Source organism: Blautia caccae (genome assembly GCF_040095955.1).
GTDB classification, from domain to species: domain Bacteria; phylum Bacillota; class Clostridia; order Lachnospirales; family Lachnospiraceae; genus Blautia; species Blautia celeris.
Window position 1 is genome coordinate 42,920 of sequence record NZ_JBBMFP010000013.1, and the last position, 23,157, is coordinate 66,076.

A 23,157-nucleotide genomic window follows, 5' to 3' on the forward strand; every position below is an offset into this window, starting at 1 on the left:
TCCTTTATCCCTGTGTCCTCAGCGCGCCGAGGATCTTTCTGTAAGTCAGGCGCAGGGTCTGTATGCGCCATACGCCGTCATCACATTTTACAAAATCATCTACATAAAATGCCCATCCCTCATAAGTGGAATCGTCATCCTTATAGGTGTGGTAGTCATTGAGACGGGTGAGTACGCGGGCTGTTTTTTCACCGGTGAACTGCACGATGGGATTGTGGCCCATATGTATGGGGACCATGGAATCATCGCATACGGTGCTGGCGCGTTTTACCTGGTCAGCGATATCTTTGACGGGAACCTTATGCCCGTTGGAATAAAATTCAAAGGGTTCCACATAAACCTCAGGCATCATATCCCAGAGCTGCATATCCACGCACCACCAATATTTGTTCTTGGTAGCCAGAATCTTGGGAATCTCTGTTAATTGTTCCGGGGTGTAGTCGTGTCCTGCAAATGCCAGAACCTCTTTTGCCAAACTCATGATCTGTTCGTCAGCCGGTATATTCATAATATTTTCCTCCTTAATCAATCACTGTTTTATATGTTGTCTGTATATCCCTTATTTTTAAATGACCTGCTCAGTCCATGCGCAATGAACGCAAATACGAAGCAGCAAATAGAAATAGCTATGTAAACACTCCACGCTGCAGTGTAAGAGCCGGTAGCTGTCCGCAGTCCGCTGGAGAGCATGGGGCCGATCATGCAGCCGGCCAGGAAAAAAGCGTTGCTGATGCTGTAGATCCTGGCGTATTCTTTTGTACCGAAAAGCCCTGAGGTCATAAGCGGCGGCCCCAGCATGGAGATCACCATGCCCATACCGATCGCTGCGGCGAACAGGTATGCAAAGAATGTGTTCTTACCTGAGATGAGCAGGCATACAAGTGCCAGCACATTGCAGATACAGGTAAATGCCATGCCCCCCATGAGGCCGAGTTTATCAAAAATCATACCGCCCAGTATGTTGCCGAGTATAGAGACTCCGCTGAACAGGGCCATGATTCCCGCATAACTGAGGCCAATCTCTGAGAAATAGGTGGGAACCTGGGTCATGACGCCTGCGGCCAGCATTCCCATGCAGATCAGGGAGAGGACAAAGACCCAGAATGCCGGGGAGGCCACTGCTGTCTTTCTTGTAACACCTTCCCATGCGGGTGCCCTGGCAGCTTTTTGTGTTTCCTTCGGCTGTGAATCACGGTTGGTGTAAGGTTCCTGTCCCATTTCAGCCGGCGTCTTCCGGATAAAGAGACATGCCAGGACACTGACGATCACAACAGCCGCACCTGACAGGAAGAGGGAATTCCGCCAGCCCAGTTTCCCGATCATAGCCGACACTGCAGGGGACCAGAAGATTCCGCCGATGCCGGCTCCGGAGAAGGCCAGGGAAGCGGCAAGTCCCTTTTTGTCCTTGAACCAGTTTGTGATCAGGTAGTTGATAGGAAGGGAGGTCAGTCCCCCGATTCCCAGATTGGTGATACCGAATAATACATAAAAGTGCCAGATATGTGTAGCCATGCCCTGCAGTCCGAACCCCAGCCCGGCGGCTGCCGCGGATACCAGCATGATCATTCTTACATTTCCGCCTTCGATCTTAGGAGCCAGCAGGATGGCAGCCAGCATACTGGTGATGCAGCTCACCACATTGATGAACGAAAACTGTACATAAGAGCATCCCAGTGTCTCACATACGGGTTTCATATAAAAGGATATGGTATTGCTGATGATACCCATGGCGAACATGGAAATCAAGAAACAGCAGACTACGATCTTCCACCCATAGAAATTCTTAGTTTTTGTCTGTGCCATAAAAGTATCCTCCCTCGTGATGAACGCCTAATGGCAGGCTGTGTATCCGCCGTCGATGGGAATGCATACGCCTGTGATATATTTGGATTCATCTGAGCACAGGTAAAGGGCGCAGTTTGCCACGTCTTCCACAGAACCAAGGAATCCCAGAGGGGTATCTTTCAGGAACCAGTCGTGGAACTTTGTGTAGATCTCATCATTTTCCGGTGTATAGCAGAAATTAGGGGCCACACAGTTGAAGCGCACGTGGTCTTTGGCATGCTGTGCAGCCATATCCTGAGTGATGATCTTGATGGCAGCTTTGGAAGCCGGGTAAGCCTGGCAGCCGCTTCCCACATAAGTGATACCCGTGGAGGAAGTGAAGTTCATGACAGTTCCACCTCCCTGTTCGATAAAATACGGCACAAAGGTCTGAACAGAGTACACAAGCCCCATAACATTTGCCTTATAGACAATATCCCAGTTTTCCAGGAATCCGGGATGTCCGCTGTTCCAATCACCTGTCAGTGAGAATTCGGCGGCACCGTTCACCAGCACATTGCAGGTCTGGAATTTCCTGAGCGTCTCTTCCAGAATGATTTTCCAGTTCGCTTCCACGGATATGTCCAGGTTCAGTCCAAGAGCTTCGCCCCCATCTTCACAGATTTCCTTAGCTTTTTCCAGAACAACGGGTTTCTTGTCCACCAATACGACCTTTGCCCCTTCTCTGGCAAAGCTTCTGGCGATCCCTTCACACAGTCCCCCGCCGGCACCTGTAATGACAGCGACCTTGTTTTCCATACGACCCATAATAGTTACCTCCTCATTTTTTATGTTTGCTGAAGTCCAGCATTGTCAGGGAAGATATTTTGCTTTATTTTCCCTATGTACCAAGCATATCCCAGGCGCGGCGGAAATACAAAGGACTGAGGATGAAGGAAAGCAGAGGAAAATGAATTGTCAAAGTTTCATTTAAGTCAATAATTGTCAATAATTTCACAGGTGAAATTGCTTTTATCACACGAATTTGATATAATTCCAATTAAAGAGCCGGTTGATGTATCAGGAGGAGGAACGCCATGGAATTCAGTGCACTACTACAGAAATTGATTCGTATCTCGAATGTAAAACCGCAGGTTCTGGCAGACAGAATGGGATACGATGTCTCCTATATCAGCAAATGGCAGAGCGGTGCAAAACTGCCCTCGTCCAGAAATGCAGAGGAGCTGTTTGGGAAAATGGCTCATTTCTTTGCCGTCAACACAGAGGCAGCCCAGCAAAAAGAAATAAAAGAAGTTCTGGGACTGGAATATGACGGAGCAGGACTGGAAAAGGCCCTGGAAAAATGCCTTCTTCAGTCGCTCCTGAAGCAGAAGGAACAAAAGGAAGAGCACAGAAAGGTGCAGGAGCGGATTTCCTATGACTCCCTCTGGCAGGACCAGGAGACTGTGGCCGGTGCCGTGGGCGGAATGATCTATGAGCTCTGCAGCCGTGCGGAGAGGGACGTGGACATTATAGTGACCTGCCCCTTCCAGGAGTACGTGACAAAGGAAAATGACTTTTTTAAAAAGCTGGAGGCGCTTGAGAAAAGAGGCATCACAGTCCGAATCCACCAGTTTATAGACATGGAGAAATTCAAAAACCAGACAGACGCCTACTGCCGCTGTATAGCCATGTACCTGAATGCCATCCATTCCGTCCGGTATGATTTCTACGAACTGCCCCACGAGCACGCGGACATTCCCGTGCTGGTCATAAAGAACGGCCTTCTTGTCACTGAGATACAGGAGCCGTTCACCAGGGAAAAATATACCACGGTCATAAGAAGCCTCCCTCTGGTCAATGCCTACTACGAAGCGGCATATGCCTGCCTCATCTCCAGGAAACCTCTGGTGGAAGAATACTCCGTACATAAAATGTACCAGGAAAAATATATCTTTGACTATATGATGCAGAACGAATACCGCTATCTTCTGCGCTCCATGCATATCATCCATCTGCCCGATGACATGCTCTGGGAGCTCTGCAGGAAATACACCGGGGATCAGGAAAGTGCCCTTCTTCAGTACAACATGAACAGGAACTCCTTTCAGGCACCGGTCACAGCGGTGGTATATAAGTCCACACTCATGGACTATATCTTTGACGGCAAGATCAACATTTTCGGGAAAGAGGCGGAAGTGGAGCGGGAATGGCGTGTTCGTCACATCACCCACCTCATAGAAGAGTTAGAAAAAAACAGCAGCATCCGGATTTTCCTTCTGGAAAACAACAATCCATATATCGGATACGACGACCTGCAGAGTACCATTTACTTCTGCCGGGACACCGTATTTGCCATGGCTGTCCAGAATGGAATATCCGGCTACTACCGTTTTTTCTCAAAGAAACTCATAGATCAGTTCAACGAATTTTACCGGCATATAGAAAACGCCGGTGATGAGTATCTGCTCCGCGGTCAAAAAGTCATGGACTTTCTGAGGCAGGGCCTGAAATTCATCTCATAACACTTATTTATCAACACATTCCCAGCGACCGGAAGCGCCGCAGGGCAGCACCAGTCCGCTTTCCCTGACGGGCAGCCCGATCTCCTGGGAATCCACCCTGCCATGGGACTTTTTCAGTTCTGTAGCCAGCATATAAGTCAGCACTGCCGGCGCAAGTCCGGTGGTATAAGAATTCACCAGGAAGAAAAGCGGTTTGTCACTGAGAAGCTGTGCACACAGCTTGATCAGCGGATGAATCGCTTCTTCAATCTTCCAGATTTCGCCTTTAGGTCCTCTTCCGTAAGACGGCGGGTCCATGATAATGGCATCATAATGATTTCCCCTGCGTATCTCCCGTTCCACGAATTTCACACAGTCATCCACCAGCCACCGGATCGGCGCATCTCCAAGCCCGGAGGACACAGCATTTTCCTTAGCCCAGGAAACCATCCCCTTAGAGGCATCCACATGCGTGACCGCAGCCCCGGCGGCGGCGGCAGCCAGAGTTGCCCCTCCCGTATAGGCAAAGAGATTCAGCACTTTAACCGGCCTTCCGGCTTCCCGGATCTTTTTGGAAAACCAGTCCCAGTTCACCGCCTGCTCCGGAAAAAGCCCGGTATGCTTAAAACTGAAAGGTTTCAGGTTAAACGTAAGCTTCCCATACCGAATACACCACTGTTCCGGCAGATCAAAAAACTCCCATTCCCCTCCCCCCTTCTTACTCCGGTGATAATGCCCATTCATCTTCTTCCACCCGCTGTTCTTCCTGGGCGTATCCCAGATCACCTGCGGATCCGGCCTCACCAGCAGATAATCCCCCCATCTCTCCAGCTTCTCCCCATCAGAAGTATCAATAATCTCATAATCCTTCCATCCATCAGCAATCCACATACTATAATCCTCTCAATCTTCTTTTATTCTTTATTCCGCAGCTCAAAACTGCCCTCTTCCCTACAAGCATTCCATTCCCTTTTCATCTTTCAAAAACCTTAAGCTCCTCAACCACTACGCCCTATCTTCTGCAAAACCAGAATCTAAAAAATCTTTTCTCTTTTTCTTTTTCCTCCAGTTTATCGTAACCAGGGAGCTTGCGCGCGGGAGGGAGGGGGATGTCATTTGCATTGCTGTATGTATTCCGAGGCTACACTTTGCGGAGATTGTGCGTCTGAAGCGGACTTTCAAGTCCGATACAGACGCACAATCTCCGCAAAGTGTAGAAATCGGCTTCATACGAAAGCAAACGACATCCCCCTCCCTCCCGCGCGCAAGCTCCCGTCCCCCCTTATCTATATAACTATACCTAGTCTAACCCAAAAAAGTCAAGCATACATTATCCAAGGAGGTGAACCCATGTACGAATCATTTACAACCCCCCAATTAGAAGAAACCTTCCACACCCACTCATCCACCGGCCTCTCCTCCACCGAGGCTGACGAGAGACTCCGCCAGTCCGGAGAAAACATACTCAAAAAAGGCAAAGACCAGACAATTCTGGACATGATCATGGAACAGCTCAACGACCCCATGATATTTATCCTGTTCATGGCCGCCGCAATCTCCATGCTCCTCCGCCAGTTCAGCGATACAGCTATTATTTTTGTAGTCATAGCCCTGAACACCACCGTAGGCGTCATCCAGGAGGGCAGAGCAAAAAAAGCCATGGATGCCTTAAAGAAAATGACAGCCCCATCCGCAGTCGTCAAACGTGACGGTATTTACAAGAAGATTCCCGCATCCTTTGTCGTCCCCGGAGACCTGGTCAAGATAGAGGCAGGAGACCAGGTACCGGCAGATATCCGTCTCATAAAAGTACAAGGTTTCCACACAAACGAGTCAGCCCTCACCGGCGAGTCCATGCCGGTCCAAAAGACAGATACCGTGTTGTCCCAGGGAATCCCCATGGCAGAGTGGAAGAACATCGCATTTATGTCAACCGAAGCCATGAAGGGAAGCGCCGAGGGCATTGTGGTAGCCACCGGCATGGAGACAGAGCTTGGCAAGATAGCCGGCATGATCAACGACACCCCGACAGAGCTGACACCACTGCAGAAACGCCTGGGTGACCTGGGGAAAATCCTCAGCATTGTGGCAGTTGTCCTCTGCGCAGCCCTTTTCCTTCTGGGCGTTGTCCAGCACAGGAACATTCTGCAGATGCTTCTGGTAGCCATTTCCCTGGCTGTTGCAGCCATACCGGAGGGCCTTCCCGCTGTGGTTACCATTGTCCTTGCTCTGGGCGTTGCCCGCATGGTAAAGGTCAACACCATTATAAGGAAGCTTCCCGCAGTGGAGACTCTTGGCTCAGTGGGCATCATCTGTTCCGACAAAACAGGTACCCTCACAGAAAACAAGATGAAGGTAGTGGAAATCTACGGCGATGACCGCAAGCTTCCTCTGTCACAAGTCCGCCGCAGGGAATTTCCCCGCCTGATGGAGGGCTTTCTTCTGTGCAACAACAGTATGCTGGGAAAACAGGAGATTGGTGACTCCACAGAACTTGCCCTTCTCCATATGGGTGAGGAAATGGGGTATAACCGGGAGAAATTAAAGGAACAATATCCACGTACCTATGAAATCCCCTTTGACTCAGAACGAAAATACATGGCAACCGTACACAGAGACGGCAGCAACGAGACGGTCTATGTGAAGGGGGCCTGTGATTACCTTCTGGAACGCTGCGCGTTTGTGGCAGTCCGGGGCAAAGCGGTTCCCATGACAGAAGTGCAGCGCATGAAGATCCGCATGGCAATGGAGGGAATGGCTCAGGACGGACTGCGTGTGCTGGCCCTTGCTTATAAGGAACATGTAAAAGATAAGAGCGAGTCAGCCCTCACAGGCAGCCTGGTGTTCGCTGGAATGGCCGGCATGATGGACCCGCCCAGAAAAGAAGTCACCCAGTCCATCCGCACTCTGAAAAAGGCAGGGGTACAGGTGGCGATGATCACTGGGGATTACAAAGACACAGCTCTGGCAGTTGCCAAAAAAATCGGTATCGCGGACTCCATGGACCAGTGCGTCACCGGCGCGGAGCTGGACAATATGAGCGAGGAGCGCTTTGCTAAAAAAATGAAAGACCTGCGGGTATTTGCCCGCGTGACCCCGGCCCATAAGGTGAAGATTGTCAGCCGTTTCCGGAAAAACGGACAGATTGTAGCCATGACCGGAGACGGTGTCAACGACGCGCCGTCCCTGCAGGCCGCTGACATCGGGATTGCTATGGGCAGAAACGGCACGGATGTGGCAAAAAATGCGGCGGATATGGTGCTGACAGATGACAACTTTTCCACCATTGAGAAGGCCATGGAAGAGGGCAGAGGCATTTACGTGAACATCAAGAAATCCATTCTGTTCCTTTTGTCCTCCAACTTTGGCGAGATCATCACTATGTTTGTGGCAGTCCTGCTTTCCCTGGAGACGCCCTTGAAGGCAAGTCATATCCTTTGGGTGAACCTGATCACAGACTCCCTGCCTGCGCTGGCCCTGGGAGTTGATAAAAATGATCCGGCGTCTCTCATGAGGAAGAAGCCCAGAGACCCCAATGAAGGGTTGTTTGCCCATGGGGGCTGGCTGTTCACTGTATTTTACGGTATGCTGATCAGCGCCATTACTCTTTATGCCTTCCACAGGGGCGGGCAGACCTATGCCTTTACCGTACTGGGGGTATCCCAGCTCTTCCACGCCATAGGAATGCGTGACAGGGATAAGTCCGTACTCAGAATGAACCATCTGGATAATCCATTCATGATACTGGCATTTTTCCTGGGGCTTGCCCTTCAGGTCATGGTCACGGAGGTACCGTATTTTGTGCAGGCATTTCAGACGGTGCAGCTCTCCTTTGGGGAGTGGCAGTGGCTGCTGGGCATTTCCGCTATTCCGCTTCTTATGCACGAGATACTGCTCCTGCCCGGGCTTATCAGCGGCAGAAGAAAGCGACAGTGAGGAAAATGCAGGATTTCATTTGTTAAATTGCATATAAAAAACCATAAACCCGATAAAAAGGGGAAAAAATTACCAAAAATGCAAGAAGTTCTTGACATTAAGTCATATTCTATCATACAATACCACATAACGAAGCATAATTGCAGAAGAGCTGCACGGAACACTTTACCGGGGCAGTGATTAAAATTATGAAGATTACCAGGAGGAGAGCCATGACGCCGTATAAAGAACTGAGCAGAGAGCAGCTGCAGGCTATGAAAGCCGATTTGGAAAAACAATTTGAGGAAGTAAAAGCAAAAGGACTGAATCTGGATATGTCCAGAGGAAAACCGTCCAAGAAGCAGCTTGAGCTGGCAATGGATATGCTGGAGGAGTTAAAGAGCACCGATAAACTGAAATGTGAAACAGGGATTGACTGCCGTAACTACGGTCTGCTGGATGGTATTCCGGAAGCAAGAAGACTGCTGGGAGCCATGACTGAGGTTTCCGCAGACCAGATTGTGATCTTCGGCAATTCCAGTCTGAACGTTATGTTCGACACCGTTTCCCGTTCCATGACTCACGGTGTATGCGGCAGCACTCCGTGGTGCAAGTTAGATAAAGTAAAATTCCTGTGCCCTGCACCGGGATATGACCGTCACTTTAAGATCACAGAATATTTCGGCATAGAGATGATCACAGTTCCCATGACTCCCACAGGCCCGGACATGGATATGATAGAGGAACTGGTAAGCGCTGACCCGGCCATCAAGGGTGTGTGGTGTGTGCCGAAATATTCCAATCCGCAGGGTATCACCTACTCTGAGGAGACTGTAAAACGCTTTGCCAGACTGAAACCGGCAGCGGAAGATTTCCGTATTTTCTGGGATAATGCATACTGCATCCATCATTTATATGAGGAGCAGGATTTCCTTCTGGAGATTCTGGAGGAATGTGAGAAAGCAGGCAATCCGGACCTGGCGTACAAATTCATTTCCACTTCAAAAGTCAGCTTCCCTGGCTCCGGTATTGCAGCCGTTGCGTCTTCTCCGAGAAACCTGGCTGATTTCAGAAAACATATGGCGATCCAGACCATCGGCCATGACAAGATCAACCAGTTAAGACATGTGCGCTTCTTCAAGGACATTGAGGGCATGCACGAGCATATGAGAAAACACGCGGAGATTCTGCGTCCGAAATTCGAGGCAGTGGAGAACACACTGGAGAAAGAGATCGGCGGGGCAGGAATCGGAACATGGACCACACCCAAGGGCGGATACTTCATCTCCTTTGACTCCATGGAGGGCTGTGCAAAGGATATCGTAGCCAAGGCAGCAGAGGCGGGCGTGAAGATGACAGAGGCAGGCGCAACCTTCCCATACGGCGTTGACCCTCATGACAGCAACATTCGTATTGCACCCAGCTTCCCTACACCGGAGGAACTGCAGCTTGCTACAGAGATTTTTGTACTCAGTGTAAAACTGGTCAGCATAGACAAACTTCTGGCAGAATAAATCCTGCAGAACAGACATAGCGTATGATAAAACAGGGCAGAACTTTTGCAGAACAGCAGAGGTTCTGCCTTATTGTGTGAAGCAGTATTTCTATTTCGTTACAGAAGTATCTGTAAATTTCGGATAATTTACAGAAATGTGATATTTTAATGAATTTTGCATAAAACACTTTACTTCGACAATCAAAATGAAATAGAATAGAAAACGAAGGACAGGTATTTGTCCCGTTGCAGAGCAATTTACAATGGGCGGATACACGTGGCGGAACAGACGTCTGAACCGTTACGGATAGAAAAAGTTATAACATAAGGGGTAGAGGTTATGAAAAAAAAGAAAGGGAAAAAGGGTAAGTACACGAAGGCAAAGAAAATTGTACTGGGCATACTGATTGGATATATTGCACTTATGGTGCTTGGATACATAGCCGGTGTCGTATACTTTACCAAACATTTCTATCTGGGTTCCCAGATAAACGGAATGAATGCCTCCGGCAAGAGCGTGGAGGCTGTAGAGGACAGCATTGTGGATGAGATCGCATCCTATACCCTGCATTTAAAGGAGCGGGACGGCAGGACAGAATCCATAGTGGCGTCACAGATGAACATGCAGTATGTGGATGACGGCAAGATCCAGGAGCTGAAGGACAAGCAGAATCCGTTTCTATGGTTCCTGTCATTTGCGCATCAGAACGATTATGATATGTCAGCCACCACGACCTATGACAAAGATATGCTGTACGCGGCAGTGGATGCCCTGGAGGCATTCCAGGAGGCGAATATCACGCAGCCCGCAGATGCTTACCTGGGTGATACGGATACGGGATATGAGATTGTCCCTGAGGTGATGGGAAATGCCCTGGATAAGGACAAGGTAAAAGAACAGATCCTGAAAGCCATTGACGGAGGAAAGACGGAGCTGGATCTGGAGGCTGAGGACTGTTATCTGAAGCCCACAGTATACAGCACGGACGAGAATCTGATCAAACAGCGGGACCAGAGCAATGCATATCTGGGCGTTACCGTGACCTTTGATTTCTCTGACAGGCAGGAAGTGGTGAACAAGGATGTGATCAAGAACTGGCTTACCACGGACGAGAACGGTGATGTGGTTCTGGATGAGGAGAAAGCAAAAGAGTATGTGGTGGAAATGGCAAAGAAATATGACACCTTCGGCTATCCCCGTCAGTTTGTGACCTCCACAGGGGAGACCATCACAGTCAGCGGCGGTGATTACGGCTGGCTCATCGCAAGAAATGACACCACTGCCAAACTGGTTGAGGCTATAAAGAGCGGCCAGTCCCAGACCATGGAGCCTGAGTATACCTACAGAGGCTATGTGAGGGATACCAATGATATTGGAAATACATACGTGGAGATCAGCCTTCAGGCACAGCACATGTGGTTCTACAAGGATGGACAGCTTCTGGTGAGCACCGATGTAGTCACAGGAAACCACAATCAGGGATGGGATACCCATACGGGAATCTACGGCATTATGTATAAAGAAAGAAATGCCACACTGGTAGGCGAAAATTATTCCTCACCGGTTCAATACTGGATGCCCTTCTATGCCAACACGGGAATCCATGACGCGGACTGGAGAGACAGCTTCGGAGGTTCTGAATACATCAACAACGGCTCCCACGGCTGTGTCAATACGCCGCCGTCCAATGCGGAGAAGATTTATAACAACATAGAAAAAGGTGTGCCGGTTGTGGTATACTGATAGAAAGGCAGGCAGGTGAATTTTCACCTGCCTGCCTGCTTTCATGTTCCCCGGAGGAAGGGAACTTTGTGGATTCCGTTTCCCCCGGGAAAGTGAGTGGTGCTGCCAAAATTTATTTATCGGGTTTTCGTCCAGGCACCGCTTGAGTTGACATAATAATTGCCAATCCATGTGTTTTCAGCCATAGCGCCTGAGCCGTTTAAGTAATACCAGGTTCCGTTTACCTTGATCCATCCGGTAGCCATAGCACCTGAGAATGTCAGGTAGTACCATTTTCCGCTGTCTTTGATCCAGCCGGTAGCCATAGCACCTGAGGATGTGAGATAGTACCAGCTGCTGCCGAGTTTGACCCATCCGGTAGCCATGCGGCCGGATGCGTTGAGGTAATACCAGTTATTTCCCAGTCTGATCCATCCGGTAGCCATAGCACCTGAGCTTGTGAGATAATACCAGCTTTCGTCTACTTTCGCCCATCCGGTAGCCATAGCACCTGAGGATGTGAGATAATACCAGTCATTTCCCGGTTTGATCCATCCGGTAGCCATAGCGCCTGAGGATGTGAGGTAATACCAGGTCTGGCCTGATTTGATCCATCCGGTAGCCATAGCGCCTGAATTTGTAAGATAATACCAGGTACCGTTTACGCTGACCCATCCGGTAGCCATAGCGCCGTTATTGTGGAGATAATACCAGTAGCAGCCTACTTTGACCCATCCGGTAGCCATAGCGCCTGAATTTGTCAGATAGTACCAGGTATTTCCTTCGCGGAACCAGCCTGTGCGCATGTATCCGTCTGCGTCAAATGCATACCATTTGCCGTCAATGGATTCCCATTTGCCTGCAGGCCATTTTCCGTTGCCGTAGTCATACCACCAGCCTTTGGCATTTTGTTTCCAAACACCTCTTGCGGCTTTTTTCAGATTAGAGATAGCTTTCTGAATGCTGTTGGCAGCTTTGTCAATATCTTTCTGAGAAGCTTTTTTGTTATTTAATACTTTTTTGCCTGCATCGACTGCTTTAGTGAGATTCTTCCAGGAAGATGCAGTGTAGTCACTCTGTTTCAGTTTTGCAGCCTTGTCCAGTGCGGCTTTTAAGGATGCAGTATTTGTCTTGGTGACTTTTTTGAGATTGTCCATAGCTTTCTGGATAGAAGTTGCTGCATCAGCAATGTCTTTATCGGAAGCTTTCTTATCATCCAGAACCTGTCTGCCTTTTTCGACAGCTTTTGTAAGGGTCTTCCAGGATGCAGCGGTATAATCGCTTTTCTTTAATTTTGCCGCTTTGTCCAGAAGTGTTTTCAGTGCGGTTTTGTCTGCTTCCGGCTTAACTTCCAGGCCGTCGATGGCACTGCGGATCGCTGCGGCAGCATCCTCTATTTCTTCAGCGAAAGCCGAAGCATCGTCCATAAGTGCTTTTCCCGCAGTCAGGGCATCTGATAAGCTGTTCCAGCTTTCTGTGGTATAATCTTCAGCATTTAATGCCTCAGCTTCTGCGATGACTGCTTCCAGAGCAGATTTATCAGCCGCTTCCTGCTGATCCTGAAGGAAGGTTACCTTTGCAAGCTGGATATCTGTGTTCTGTACTTCTTTCACTTCGCCTGAATTCAGAGTGTATGTGACACCTTTATAATTCGGGAAGGTAACTTTTACATAATTAGTATCTTCCGGAAGTCCGTAAGCGTCAAATGTGATGCGGGCATAGCTCGGATAAGCTTCCGGGAAGTTGTTTACAGTTGTTACGTTTTCAAACTTAGTCCAGTCTTTTCCGTTCGGAGAAGTGTATACCCGGAAATCAAGGGAGGCGCCATTCTGCAGTGTTTCCCTTATGCATTTGCCTTTGTCTGTCCATGCGCTTCCGTCCCATACGGCATAGTCGCTGAGCGTCTGATAGTAAGCTGTCAGATGCGCGTCTTTTACACCCGGGATTTTATATACAAGGGACTGATCTTCTGCGTTCTCTTTTACGGCAACTCTGCTGTCTTCGTATCTTGGCTGTCCGCCGTAATAGAAGTTGTCTTTGTCCTCATAAGGAGCATCTCCTTTTGTGAGTGTCATAAGACCGTCTGTTGCGGAGGATGCACTGATAAAGTAGTCGTCATTTGTTCCGCCCGAAATATCTGTCAGATCGTCAAAGCGTGCAACTGCCTGACATTCGGTCTGGTATACGCGTACCCAGTCAACCAGGAAATCACTGTCCTGTTTTGTATCCTGTTTGCTGTAGTCCACATCGCCGACCCAGCCGTCGCCTACCTGTGTTTCCAGAATCGGGAACATGGGGCGTGTGTGCATGCCGTCTCTGCCGTCATCTTTGGCCTGGGTAGTTTTGTGTACCTGGTTACCGTCGATAAAGAAGGTGATAGCCTCCGGATCCCATTCTACTTCAAATACATGGAAATCCTGGCACCATGCTTCATAATTGTTGGTGGCAATACCGTGAGAGCCTTTGTTGTAGCCCAGAATACCGAAATGGTTGGTGGTCCAGGCTGACCATGCATCCTGTCCCAGGTATTCCAGCACGTCGATCTCGTCATGTCCTGTCTCATCCTGGCACAGCATCCAGATAGCAGGCCAGATACCCTTGGAATCGTTTGGTTTCGCGCGGACTGCCATGCGTCCGAACTGGAAGGAGAACTTATTCTTGGACTCCAGACGGCCGGATGACCATGTGACTTTCTCTGCCAGTTCCTGTGAGCCGTACTGATCCCAGCCTACAGCGTCGATCAGCGCGTCTGTGGATTCATAGTTTTTGGAGTTGATAGCCAGGCAGCTTTCGTCTCCATCCTTTACGATGCTGACTGCGCCTTTGTTGTAGATGGCTGCATGGTTTGCCATGCCGTCAATAATATTCCATTTGGATTCATCAACGCTGTCGCCGTCAAACTCATCTGCCCATACAAGGGTATCATATTTGGAATCCGGTGCGGTGTATTCCGGTTTGGATTCGTCGTAGGATTTTCCCGTAGCCCAGATTTCCACTTCGGAATATTTGGTGGGGCTGTTGTTGTCTTTGTTTACTGTGAAGCGCACGCATTTTCCTGTGACCGGTGTGTCCAGGGTGATGGTCTGCATGTCAGGACCCTGTGTCCAGTTATACTCCTGGAATACAGTCTGGCCTGCGCTTGTCGGAGAAGAGGATACGGAGACCTTAACGGACTGGTAGGTGCCCTCTTCAAGCTTGAAGCAGATCTCTTTCATCTGATATGCGTTTTTGTATTCAAACTGCAGCCAGCGTTCACCGGTGCTGTTGTGAACTGCATAGTTGTCATTCACTGCGCCGTCTGTGATCGCCTCTATATTAGTAGGGGTCAGACCGCGGACGTATGGAAGTTTGCCCAGGGCGATGTTCTGCGCTTCTTCTTCGGGAGGCGGAGCGGGAACTTCGGATTTCGGAATGCTGGCAATGACTTCTATTTCATTAAAGAGAATGCCATTGCTGTAGCCTTTCCATGAGCTGTTGGTATTCTGGATATAATGTCCTCTCTGCCAGATACGGATATACTGTGCAGATACGGTTTCCGGGAGTGTGATAACCTGAGGCTGTCCCTTGTTGGAGGTGGTTTCCTCATAATCAGCCGTATCGGATACGATGGTGCTTTCTGCAAAATCTTCTGTGGAGGAGAGCTCTACTTTTACATCCTTGAAGGTAGAAACCGCATTGGGATAAGTGTTATGGTACAGGTCGATCTCTTTAACGTCCCGGACTTTACCGAAATCATACTGGAGATAGACGTGGTCCCATCCGGAATAGCCGTTGTCATTACCGCCGATTTCCTGGCCTGCAATGATCTTGGTATTGTTGGAATCATCCTCACTGCCTGATCTCACACCGTCGGTGGCTGCTTCCGGGTTCAGAATCTGTACCTGGGGAACCGTAGAACCTCCGGTTACGATCTGGTGAGGTGTATTGGAGGTAGGAATCAGGCCGGTCATAATGTTGGCGTCTACCATTTCCTCATCATCACCGGGATCCGGATCAGGGGCAGGCTGTTCCTGTTCCACAGAAGCGATGACTTCGATCTCTGTGAAGAGGACGCCGCTGCTGTAGCCTTTCCATGCACTGTTTGTGTTTTCTATGTAGTGGCCTTTTCCCCATACACGGAGATAGCGGGCTTCAATCTCTGTTTCAGGCGCCAGATACTGAGATTCGCCTTTGGTATCAACGGTTTCCAAAAAGTCTTCCCCGTCAGGATCTCCATAGAGGATGGTACTGTCTGAGAAATCCTCAGAGGTTGATACTTCTACCTTTACATCCTTGAAGGTGGAAGTTGCAGCCGGATAAGTGTTTCGGTACAGATCCACAGCTTTTACGCTGTATACATCACCGAAATCATACTGAAGGTATACCGGATTCCACTGGGAATAGCCATTGTCATCACCGCCGATTTCGGCCCCGGCATCGATCCGGGTGTTGTTGGCATCCACATCACTGTCGTAGTTGATGCCGTCTGTGGCAGCTTCGGGATTCGTGATGCCTCCCTCAGCATTTGTGGTGGGAATCAGACCCTGCAGGATATTTTTATCCACGGTTATGGTATCGGCTTTGACTGCGGCAGGTGATAGATTTCCGGCGGTCAGTGCCAGTGCCATGAAGAACGACAGGGCTTTAGAGGCTTTCTTGTTTCTTTTCATACTTGCGCTCCTTTCTTAATACTGCTTTACATTACCCTTTTCACCGGACATGCATAATGCTATAATAAATATAGTCTGATTTTATGAATGCAGAGGTGCAAAGGAGGAAATTCAGAATGGACAGCGGACATAAGGATACCGAGGTAAAATATACGGAGTCTCCAAAATATCAATGCCTGGAATTTCTCAGAAAGAATTCCGTGGAGCTCTATCTGGCTTACTGCGGCAGGGAAATCTGCGAGGCCGGGCATACGTACGGACCGGCTGTCCGTCAGGAATATCTTCTGCACTATGTTATAAGCGGGAAGGGCACTTTTACGGCAGACGGAAAGACAACAGAGCTTGGAGCCCATGATGCGTTTCTGATCATGCCGGAGGAGACTACTGTATACAGGGCGGATGCCAAAGAACCCTGGTCTTATGTCTGGGCAGCATTTGACGGCATCCGGGCGTATGAATGCCTGGAACATGCCGGTTTTTCTGCTGAGCAGAGAGTCGGTCATTTTGAGCAGGAGGAAGCACTGACTGCCTGCGTGGATGCCATGCTGGCAGCCCATCAGCTTACCTATGCCAATGACCTGGTGCGCCAGAGCCAGCTTGCCCTTTTTCTGGCAGGTATGATCCGGGAATATCAGACTTCACATAATACCAGACAGCAGTTCAATGATTACCACCGGCAGGAATATGCGGACTATGCAGCTGCCTATATTGAGCAAAATTACCATAAAGATATCAGCGTCAATGACATGTGCAGCTATATCGGCATTACGCGCAGCTACCTGACAAAGATATTCAAACAGGTTCATCACGTTTCCCCCTATGACTACCTGCTGGGTGTCAGGATGAATAAAGCCTCCCTGCTCCTGCAGACCACCGCGCTGCCGATCAAGCAGATCGCGGAAATGGTGGGATATAAAGACGCACTGGTATTTTCCAAAGCGTTTAAGCAGAAAATAGGAACCAGCCCCAGAGCATTCCGGGATTCCTCAGCTACCCTTGTTTTGTCGCATACCAAAAATGCATGACAGGAAGGAAACAGCACATTTGTGCATATGTCCTTATATTCCCCGATACATTTCAGTATCCATTCTGAATATGACCCAACCAGTATCAGACTTGTTGGACTACCATATAGTTTACTGTAAAAAATGCATAGAATATATGGCTTTTTATCCTGTTTATATGTCAAAATATACTTTTGACGGAAAAAATATGTAATAAAGTTGGTAAATATGGATAAAAGTGGTGGTGTAAATATAGATATAATAGATAAAATGATGGAGAAATGTTGGAGAGAATATGTGAAAAAGTATTTCTGCAGGTAAAAAAGTAACGCACATGCCGTGTCATATTTATTGCAGATCATGTCCTTAGACGGCATCATCATTGACAAAAAAGTTTAAATTGATTAGTATAAAAAGAGCAAAGAAACCGAATGGCTGCATAAGGGAGAAAGAGTATGAATATAGTTGTTTTAGCAGGCGGCAGCAGTACAGAGAGGGAAGTCTCCATTGTGTCCGGACAGGGCATCTGCACAGCTCTGCGCAGAAGAAATCACAAAGCGGTACTGGTAGACGCTTATTTTGGAAAAGAAAGCTGGGGAGAGGAATTGTTCCCCCAGACATATGATATAGATGCGGAAGTTGTTTACATGCAGGAAAAGAGCAGGGAACTGGAGGAGACCGTAAAAAGCAGGAAAGAATTCTTCGGTCCCGGCGTACTTGACATCTGCAAAGCGGCAGACATGGTGTTCCTGGCTCTGCACGGCTCCAACGGGGAGGACGGCAAGGTACAGTCCGTATTCGACCTCATGGGAATTCCCTACACCGGCTCCGGTCCGCTGAGCAGCGGAATGGCCATGGACAAGGGAATCACGAAAATGGTATTTGAGGCAAAGGGAGTGCCCACTCCAAAAGGCGTAACTCTGCAGAAGGGAAAATGCAGCAGCGAGCTGGCAGACTATGACATAGACTTCCCGGTGATCGTGAAGCCGTGCTGCGGAGGTTCCAGCGTGGGTGTCTGCATTGCCAAGAATCAGGAGGAATATGAGGCTGCTCTTGAGGAGTCCTTTTCCTATGAAAATGAGGCGGTTGTGGAGCAGTTTATCGAGGGGCGTGAGTTCTCTGTGGCTGTCGTGGACGGCAAAGCTTATCCGGTCATTGAGATCGCTCCGCTGCAGGGATTTTATGATTATAAGAACAAATATGAGGCCGGATCCACCATTGAGACCTGTCCGGCGGAGATTTCCGAGTCACTGACCAGGGAAATGCAGAGATACGCGGAGCAGGGCTACAAGGCACTGGGACTGCAGGCCTACGGCAGACTGGATTTCATCATGGACAAAGACGGAAATATGTACTGCCTGGAGGCAAACACCCTGCCGGGAATGACCCCCACAAGCCTGATTCCCCAGGAGGCAAAGGCACTGGGAATGGATTATCCGGAACTGTGCGAGAAACTGATCGAGGTTTCCCTGAAAAAATATAAATAACCAGAGGTGTGCCATGAAAAATCTGACATTAGAAAATATAGCCAAAGCCTGCGGCGGCATATATGTGGGCGGGGAAGAGATGAAGGACCGGGAAGTACAGGGAATCGTAACGGACAGCAGAAAAGCAGAGCCGGGGTTCCTGTTTGTTCCTATTAAAGGTGCACGTGTGGATGCCCATGATTTTATTGACAGTGTGATGGCGAATGGAGCCCTGTGCACCCTCACGGAGAAGGACATCGGAAAAAAAAGCTTTCCTTATATAAAGGTGCATTCTTCTCTTCAGGCTGTAAAGGACATTGCGGAGTTCTATCTGAAGCAGCTTGACATTCCGGTGGTGGGGATCACAGGGAGTGTGGGCAAGACCAGCACCAAAGAAATGATCGCCGCTGTGCTGGAACAGAAGTACAAGGTGTTAAAGACAAAAGGAAATTTCAACAATGAACTGGGAGTTCCTCTGACCGTTTTCGGCCTGCGCCCGGAGCATGAGATTGCAGTCCTGGAAATGGGAATCAGCGACTTCGGAGAAATGCACCGCCTGGCTAAAATCGCGCGGCCGGATACCTGTGTGATCACCAATATCGGCCTGTGCCATCTGGAGTTTCTGAAATCCAGAGACGGTATCCTGAAAGCCAAGACAGAGATCTTCGATTACCTGGAGCCTGATGGTCATGTTGTCCTGAATGGGGATGACGATAAGCTGATCACAGTCAAAGAGGTTAACGGAATTGCGCCGGTATTCTTCGGCGTGATGAACCATCAGGGGATTTGGGCGGATGAGATCAGGAGCATGGGATTAAAAGGAATTTCCTGCCGTATCCACGCAGGAAATGAGAGTTTCCAGGTTTTGGTACCTATTCCCGGACGCCATATGGTATATAATGCACTGGCCGGAACTGCCGTAGGTCTTATCTATGGAATGAACCTGGAGGGGATAAAAAAAGGGATTGAGAGTCTGCAGTCTTTGAGCGGCCGCTTCCATATTATAGAGACCGGAAAAAAGACCATTGTAGATGACTGCTATAATGCCAATCCGGTATCCATGAAGGCTTCCCTGGATGTGCTGCAGGATGCGCTGGGAAGAAAAGTGGCCATACTGGGAGACATGGGTGAACTTGGAAAAGACGAGGTGGAGATGCACCGGGAAGTCGGGGTATATGCCGCGGCGAGAGATATTGATAAGATCATCTGTGTAGGTGAACTGGCAGGGGATATGGCTGAGGCAGCCAGGCTGGCGGCGCCTGCCAAAGACATTGTACATTTTGCCAAAAAGGAAACTCTTCTGGAGGCCCTGCCGGGTATCATTCAGGATGGAGATACCATTTTGGTGAAGGCATCACATTTCATGGAGTTTGAAAAAGTGGTGGAATGCCTGGAGAAGCTTTAAAATACAGGAAAAATGATTGACAAGGACTTCAGGTGTGTGAGATACTGAAGTTGATAATAAGAATAGTCTTAAAAAGTGGAAGCCCTTGCCGGCAGAGATGTCGGCGAGGGCTTTCACTTTGGTAACGTTGTAATTGGTATTTGCAGGAGTTCGCGCGGAGGCGGGCTCCTTTTTTGAACCGCATTATTTTAGAAATGCGACATAAGAGGGAAAAGACAGGTCAGAAGGCGCATTTCGCGGCTTCTGACCACTTTGATGACCATGAATGAGTTGGTTTCACAGATTTGTGAGCTGGTTCATATATCTGCGCTTGGTGTCGGGCTGAATGTGGACGTATAAGTCCAGCGTTGTCTTTACGGAAGTGTGGCCCAGGATTTCGGAGAGGGACTTTGTGTCAAAACCCTGTTCGATCCAGCGGCATGAGAACTGGTGGCGCAGCGCGTGGATCTTGATGTGGGGAATCTCACATTTTTTCAGCAGGGCTGCGTATCGTCGTTGTATGGTTCTTGGCTCCATGCATTTTTCCGTGCCTGTCAGGATAAAAAATCTGCTGTCTTTTTTCAGAGGAGCTGCCAGTTCCAGAAGCCTGTCGGGAAGAGGGATTATGCGGATGGAGGTCGCTGTTTTTGGTGTGCCGATGTTTAAATGGGTGCGGGAACATTCTTTTTTCCCGTCGGTCATGAGCATGTTCAGGTTTTTGACGCGTGTCACTGTGCGGCGGATATGGAGCCTGCACCGGGTGAAATCAATGTCTTCCCATTTGAGCCCGCTCAGTTCTCCGACCCGGATGCCGGTATACATACACAGCAGGATGCCGAAGGAAAAGGAGTCCATATCACTCTGCAGGAAGGTATCCAGCTTTTTGTAATCCTCACTGCTCATGATCTGTATATCGCTGCTGCTTGAGGGAATACGGGGGAACTTAAGAGGTTCAGCCGGGAAAAAGCTGAACTCCTGGGCATATCGGAGGATATTTTTGAGCACACTTATGATAACATGGATACTGCCGTATGCCATGCCCTGCTCCAGTTCCCTCTGTACAAAGCCTGATATGGTGTGGTTTGTGATCTTTCTGACCTGCATATTGCCCAGAATGGGGAGAATATGGTTGTCCAGGATCTCTTCGTAGTTTGAATATGTGCTCTCCTTTACGGTATAGCGGATATGTGTTTTCCACTGTATACTCACTGTACGGATCCGGTCATCCTGGGGTGGGGCGGAGGACCGGCTGGTGTACATAGGCAAATTAGGAGTCTCAGATATGATCTTGGCTTTCTTGTCTTTTACTTCCGTGTAGGATTTACCGTACAGATATCCGTAATGGATCTTGCCGTCTATGTCACGCCCTTTTATATATCGGGCCTCCCAGCGGCCGTCTTTTCGTTTTCTGATATTTTCGCCTCTTCTTGGCATATTGACCTCCTTAAAATTAAGAATTTCTTAAATGAATTCAGACCATTTTTTTGACCACTAATGATTATCTATTAATAATGAAAAAATACCGTGGTTTTCATTTTATATCCGGTAAAGTTTTCCAGAAGTCCAGAATATACTAAAAATAGCCAAAAAATTGCCATTATTTTTTGGCATATTGACTTTAAAGACTTTTAGCGTTAAACTTAGTTTTGACTAAAGACCGGAATATTATTTTTGTTAATACTTTTTCCTGTCTTTAGATGTCGCATTTCTAAAAAAATATGTCCCATTTATTGGAATAAACGAATGAAAACAGGATACAGCATTAAGACAATAAAATACAAACTTCGCTGTTCTCATCCGGAGTGGCTGACAGAGACTGAGAAATACTACAGACAGGTCCTGGATTTTTATTTCCACCTGCTACTGGAGCATGAGGAAATCTGGGAACTGAACGTTCTTCAGATGCAGGGCGCATTAGAGCGCCTGACGATTGCGGGAAGAGACGGAAGAATACCCGAGCGGCCGCTGCCTTTTGGCAGGGTTCCTGTCTATTTCAGGCGCTCGGCGATTAACAAAGCCTCTGCCAGTTTGAAGAGTTATACAGAAAAGTATAAAAATTCCGGCGATGATCTGGTCTACACCATACCGGATACCATTGATGCGTCTGTTACCTACTTTAAGGGGATGTATAAGGATTTTAAGGAAAACAGGATTTCCCTGAAGGTATGGGACGGAAACAGGTGGAATTGGATGGACTGCAGGTTAAAAGGGCAGTCGATTCCGGAAGAAGCTCTGATGCTCTCTCCGACGGTTGTTTTTAAGGAGAAGGAGTACTGGCTTCACGTGCCCGTTAAACAGCAGACAGAGGATGCCAGGAACGCGAAAGAGCGGATGAAGGACCGGGAGAATGTATGCAGTGTTCAGTTTACGAACACAGACATTTTTGCCATGTGCTGTGTGTTGGATGCAGATGGGAAACAGAAGGCAGTGTATTCCTGCAGAGGCGGGGATGCTTACAGGAGCAAATGCAAAGTCCTTCTGGAGAAGATTGAGAAGTCCAGAGTTTATACGGACAAAGATAATGTGACGCAGCCCAACCACAAATATTATTTGCGGTTAAAAAATCTTTCTGATCACTATGCGCACCAGGTGAGCAGGGAAACCGTGGAGTTCTGTGTGAGGGAAGAGGCAAGGGTCATTGTGATTCCGTCTTATGACAAGGAATTTTCAAAGATAGTGCAGTATCGTTCCGGGATGTATTCACCGCTGTATTTGGGAAGCCGGATAAGAGAGTTTCTGAAATACAAGGCATGGAGTGCCGGGATTGTGGTTCTGGAGCTCAGTGCGGAAGGGACGAGCAGCAGATGTTTTGTCTGCGGAGGGAAGATCAGGAAGAACGGAGCTATGTTTGAATGTGAAAATGGACATCAGGGAAGCCGTTTCCTGAACAGCGCCAGAAATCTTGGAGTGAAATGCCAGAAAGATTTCGAGCGGAAACGAAAATAATTCGGAAATAAGTGTGAATATTCACTCTTATATAGATGCCGGGAAACTGGCAAGAGGCTGTGCGCCAGTGACGCATGGTTTCCGGTTGAATATCGCCGGTCGGCTCCTTTTGGTGTCGGCGAAGAATTGCTCTTTGGGAGCAGAGAATATTCAAAGTAATAATAAAAAGAATAACAGAAATAAAAGAAATAGAAAATACGAGGGGAGATATTATGTGGCAGATAATCATTGTGCTGCTGCTTCTGCTGGTACTGTTTCTGTTTGTGATGGTGTTTGCTCTGGCGAAGATCAATTCCGGAGACAGGAA

At 48.5% G+C, this 23,157-nt stretch carries 14 protein-coding genes; 8 read left to right on the top strand and 6 right to left on the bottom strand.

The window, feature by feature from the left end; genetic code table 11:
• Positions 1-4 precede the first annotated feature (4 nt).
• From WMO65_RS15005 to WMO65_RS15015, 3 genes are read right to left on the bottom strand one after another with little or no spacing between them, the layout of a single operon-like run.
• Positions 5-508, bottom strand: a complete 504-nt coding sequence (locus tag WMO65_RS15005; protein WP_033139817.1) for a nuclear transport factor 2 family protein — start codon at positions 506-508, stop codon at positions 5-7.
• Positions 509-537: 29 nt separating this feature from the next.
• On the bottom strand, positions 538-1,803 hold the full coding sequence (locus WMO65_RS15010; RefSeq protein WP_349064371.1) for an MFS transporter: 1,266 nt from the start codon (positions 1,801-1,803) through the stop codon (positions 538-540).
• A 27-nt stretch (positions 1,804-1,830) separates the two neighbouring features.
• Positions 1,831-2,592, bottom strand: coding sequence for an SDR family NAD(P)-dependent oxidoreductase (locus WMO65_RS15015; RefSeq protein ID WP_054351520.1), 762 nt, complete (start codon positions 2,590-2,592; stop codon positions 1,831-1,833).
• A 269-nt stretch (positions 2,593-2,861) separates the two neighbouring features.
• On the opposite strand from WMO65_RS15015, the gene WMO65_RS15020 reads away from it, so the two are divergent.
• A complete protein-coding gene (locus WMO65_RS15020) occupies positions 2,862-4,289 on the top strand; it encodes a hypothetical protein (RefSeq protein WP_118743706.1) in 1,428 nt (475 codons plus the stop codon).
• Positions 4,290-4,292: 3 nt separating this feature from the next.
• Here the strand turns inward: WMO65_RS15020 and WMO65_RS15025 are convergent, their stop codons facing one another.
• Positions 4,293-5,159: a class I SAM-dependent methyltransferase gene (locus WMO65_RS15025; protein WP_118743707.1), complete on the bottom strand. Its 867-nt coding sequence runs from the start codon at positions 5,157-5,159 to the stop codon at positions 4,293-4,295.
• A gap of 459 nt (positions 5,160-5,618) precedes the next feature.
• Between WMO65_RS15025 and WMO65_RS15030 the strand changes: the two genes are divergently transcribed.
• The 3 genes from WMO65_RS15030 (at position 5,619) to WMO65_RS15040 (ending at position 11,422) form a co-directional block, all read left to right on the top strand.
• Entirely contained in the window at positions 5,619-8,204 is a 2,586-nt protein-coding gene (locus WMO65_RS15030; protein WP_103731222.1) for a cation-translocating P-type ATPase, read from the top strand.
• A 212-nt stretch (positions 8,205-8,416) separates the two neighbouring features.
• On the top strand, positions 8,417-9,697 hold the full coding sequence (locus tag WMO65_RS15035; protein ID WP_033139811.1) for an aspartate aminotransferase type Ic: 1,281 nt from the start codon (positions 8,417-8,419) through the stop codon (positions 9,695-9,697).
• A 321-nt stretch (positions 9,698-10,018) separates the two neighbouring features.
• Positions 10,019-11,422 (top strand): L,D-transpeptidase family protein, encoded by a 1,404-nt coding sequence (locus WMO65_RS15040; RefSeq protein ID WP_033139810.1) that lies wholly within the window; start codon positions 10,019-10,021, stop codon positions 11,420-11,422.
• 116 nt (positions 11,423-11,538) lie between these two features.
• Here WMO65_RS15040 and WMO65_RS15045 read toward each other — a convergent pair whose 3' ends face one another.
• Positions 11,539-16,050, bottom strand: a complete 4,512-nt coding sequence (locus WMO65_RS15045) for a family 16 glycosylhydrolase (protein WP_118743708.1) — start codon at positions 16,048-16,050, stop codon at positions 11,539-11,541.
• A gap of 116 nt (positions 16,051-16,166) precedes the next feature.
• Here WMO65_RS15045 and WMO65_RS15050 point away from each other — a divergent pair, with 116 nt between their 5' ends.
• The 3 genes from WMO65_RS15050 (at position 16,167) to WMO65_RS15060 (ending at position 19,925) form a co-directional block, all read left to right on the top strand.
• Positions 16,167-17,075 (top strand): AraC family transcriptional regulator, encoded by a 909-nt coding sequence (locus WMO65_RS15050; RefSeq protein ID WP_158587271.1) that lies wholly within the window; start codon positions 16,167-16,169, stop codon positions 17,073-17,075.
• 434 nt (positions 17,076-17,509) lie between these two features.
• Positions 17,510-18,541, top strand: coding sequence for a D-alanine--D-alanine ligase family protein (locus WMO65_RS15055; protein WP_118743709.1), 1,032 nt, complete (start codon positions 17,510-17,512; stop codon positions 18,539-18,541).
• Between the two features lie 13 nt (positions 18,542-18,554).
• Positions 18,555-19,925 (top strand): UDP-N-acetylmuramoyl-tripeptide--D-alanyl-D-alanine ligase, encoded by a 1,371-nt coding sequence (locus WMO65_RS15060; protein ID WP_148393337.1) that lies wholly within the window; start codon positions 18,555-18,557, stop codon positions 19,923-19,925.
• Positions 19,926-20,201: 276 nt separating this feature from the next.
• Here WMO65_RS15060 and WMO65_RS15065 read toward each other — a convergent pair whose 3' ends face one another.
• On the bottom strand, positions 20,202-21,338 hold the full coding sequence (locus tag WMO65_RS15065; protein WP_118743711.1) for a tyrosine-type recombinase/integrase: 1,137 nt from the start codon (positions 21,336-21,338) through the stop codon (positions 20,202-20,204).
• A gap of 309 nt (positions 21,339-21,647) precedes the next feature.
• Between WMO65_RS15065 and WMO65_RS15070 the strand changes: the two genes are divergently transcribed.
• Positions 21,648-22,850 (top strand): zinc ribbon domain-containing protein, encoded by a 1,203-nt coding sequence (locus WMO65_RS15070; RefSeq protein WP_118743712.1) that lies wholly within the window; start codon positions 21,648-21,650, stop codon positions 22,848-22,850.
• Positions 22,851-23,157: the final 307 nt, after the last annotated feature.

Excerpts from the sequence above, each read along its gene's own strand:
- WMO65_RS15015 (WP_054351520.1), bottom strand. The coding sequence starts at position 2,592 with ATGGGTCGTATGGAAAACAAGGTCGCTGTCATTACAGGTGCCGGCGGG.
- WMO65_RS15045 (WP_118743708.1), bottom strand. The coding sequence starts at position 16,050 with ATGAAAAGAAACAAGAAAGCCTCTAAAGCCCTGTCGTTCTTCATGGCA.
- WMO65_RS15025 (WP_118743707.1), bottom strand. The coding sequence starts at position 5,159 with ATGTGGATTGCTGATGGATGGAAGGATTATGAGATTATTGATACTTCT.
- WMO65_RS15055 (WP_118743709.1), top strand. The coding sequence starts at position 17,510 with ATGAATATAGTTGTTTTAGCAGGCGGCAGCAGTACAGAGAGGGAAGTC.
- WMO65_RS15010 (WP_349064371.1), bottom strand. The coding sequence starts at position 1,803 with ATGGCACAGACAAAAACTAAGAATTTCTATGGGTGGAAGATCGTAGTC.
- WMO65_RS15030 (WP_103731222.1), top strand. The coding sequence starts at position 5,619 with ATGTACGAATCATTTACAACCCCCCAATTAGAAGAAACCTTCCACACC.
- WMO65_RS15040 (WP_033139810.1), top strand. The coding sequence starts at position 10,019 with ATGAAAAAAAAGAAAGGGAAAAAGGGTAAGTACACGAAGGCAAAGAAA.
- WMO65_RS15060 (WP_148393337.1), top strand. The coding sequence starts at position 18,555 with ATGAAAAATCTGACATTAGAAAATATAGCCAAAGCCTGCGGCGGCATA.
- WMO65_RS15020 (WP_118743706.1), top strand. The coding sequence starts at position 2,862 with ATGGAATTCAGTGCACTACTACAGAAATTGATTCGTATCTCGAATGTA.
- WMO65_RS15065 (WP_118743711.1), bottom strand. The coding sequence starts at position 21,338 with ATGCCAAGAAGAGGCGAAAATATCAGAAAACGAAAAGACGGCCGCTGG.
- WMO65_RS15070 (WP_118743712.1), top strand. The coding sequence starts at position 21,648 with ATGAAAACAGGATACAGCATTAAGACAATAAAATACAAACTTCGCTGT.
- WMO65_RS15035 (WP_033139811.1), top strand. The coding sequence starts at position 8,417 with ATGACGCCGTATAAAGAACTGAGCAGAGAGCAGCTGCAGGCTATGAAA.
- WMO65_RS15005 (WP_033139817.1), bottom strand. The coding sequence starts at position 508 with ATGAATATACCGGCTGACGAACAGATCATGAGTTTGGCAAAAGAGGTT.
- WMO65_RS15050 (WP_158587271.1), top strand. The coding sequence starts at position 16,167 with ATGGACAGCGGACATAAGGATACCGAGGTAAAATATACGGAGTCTCCA.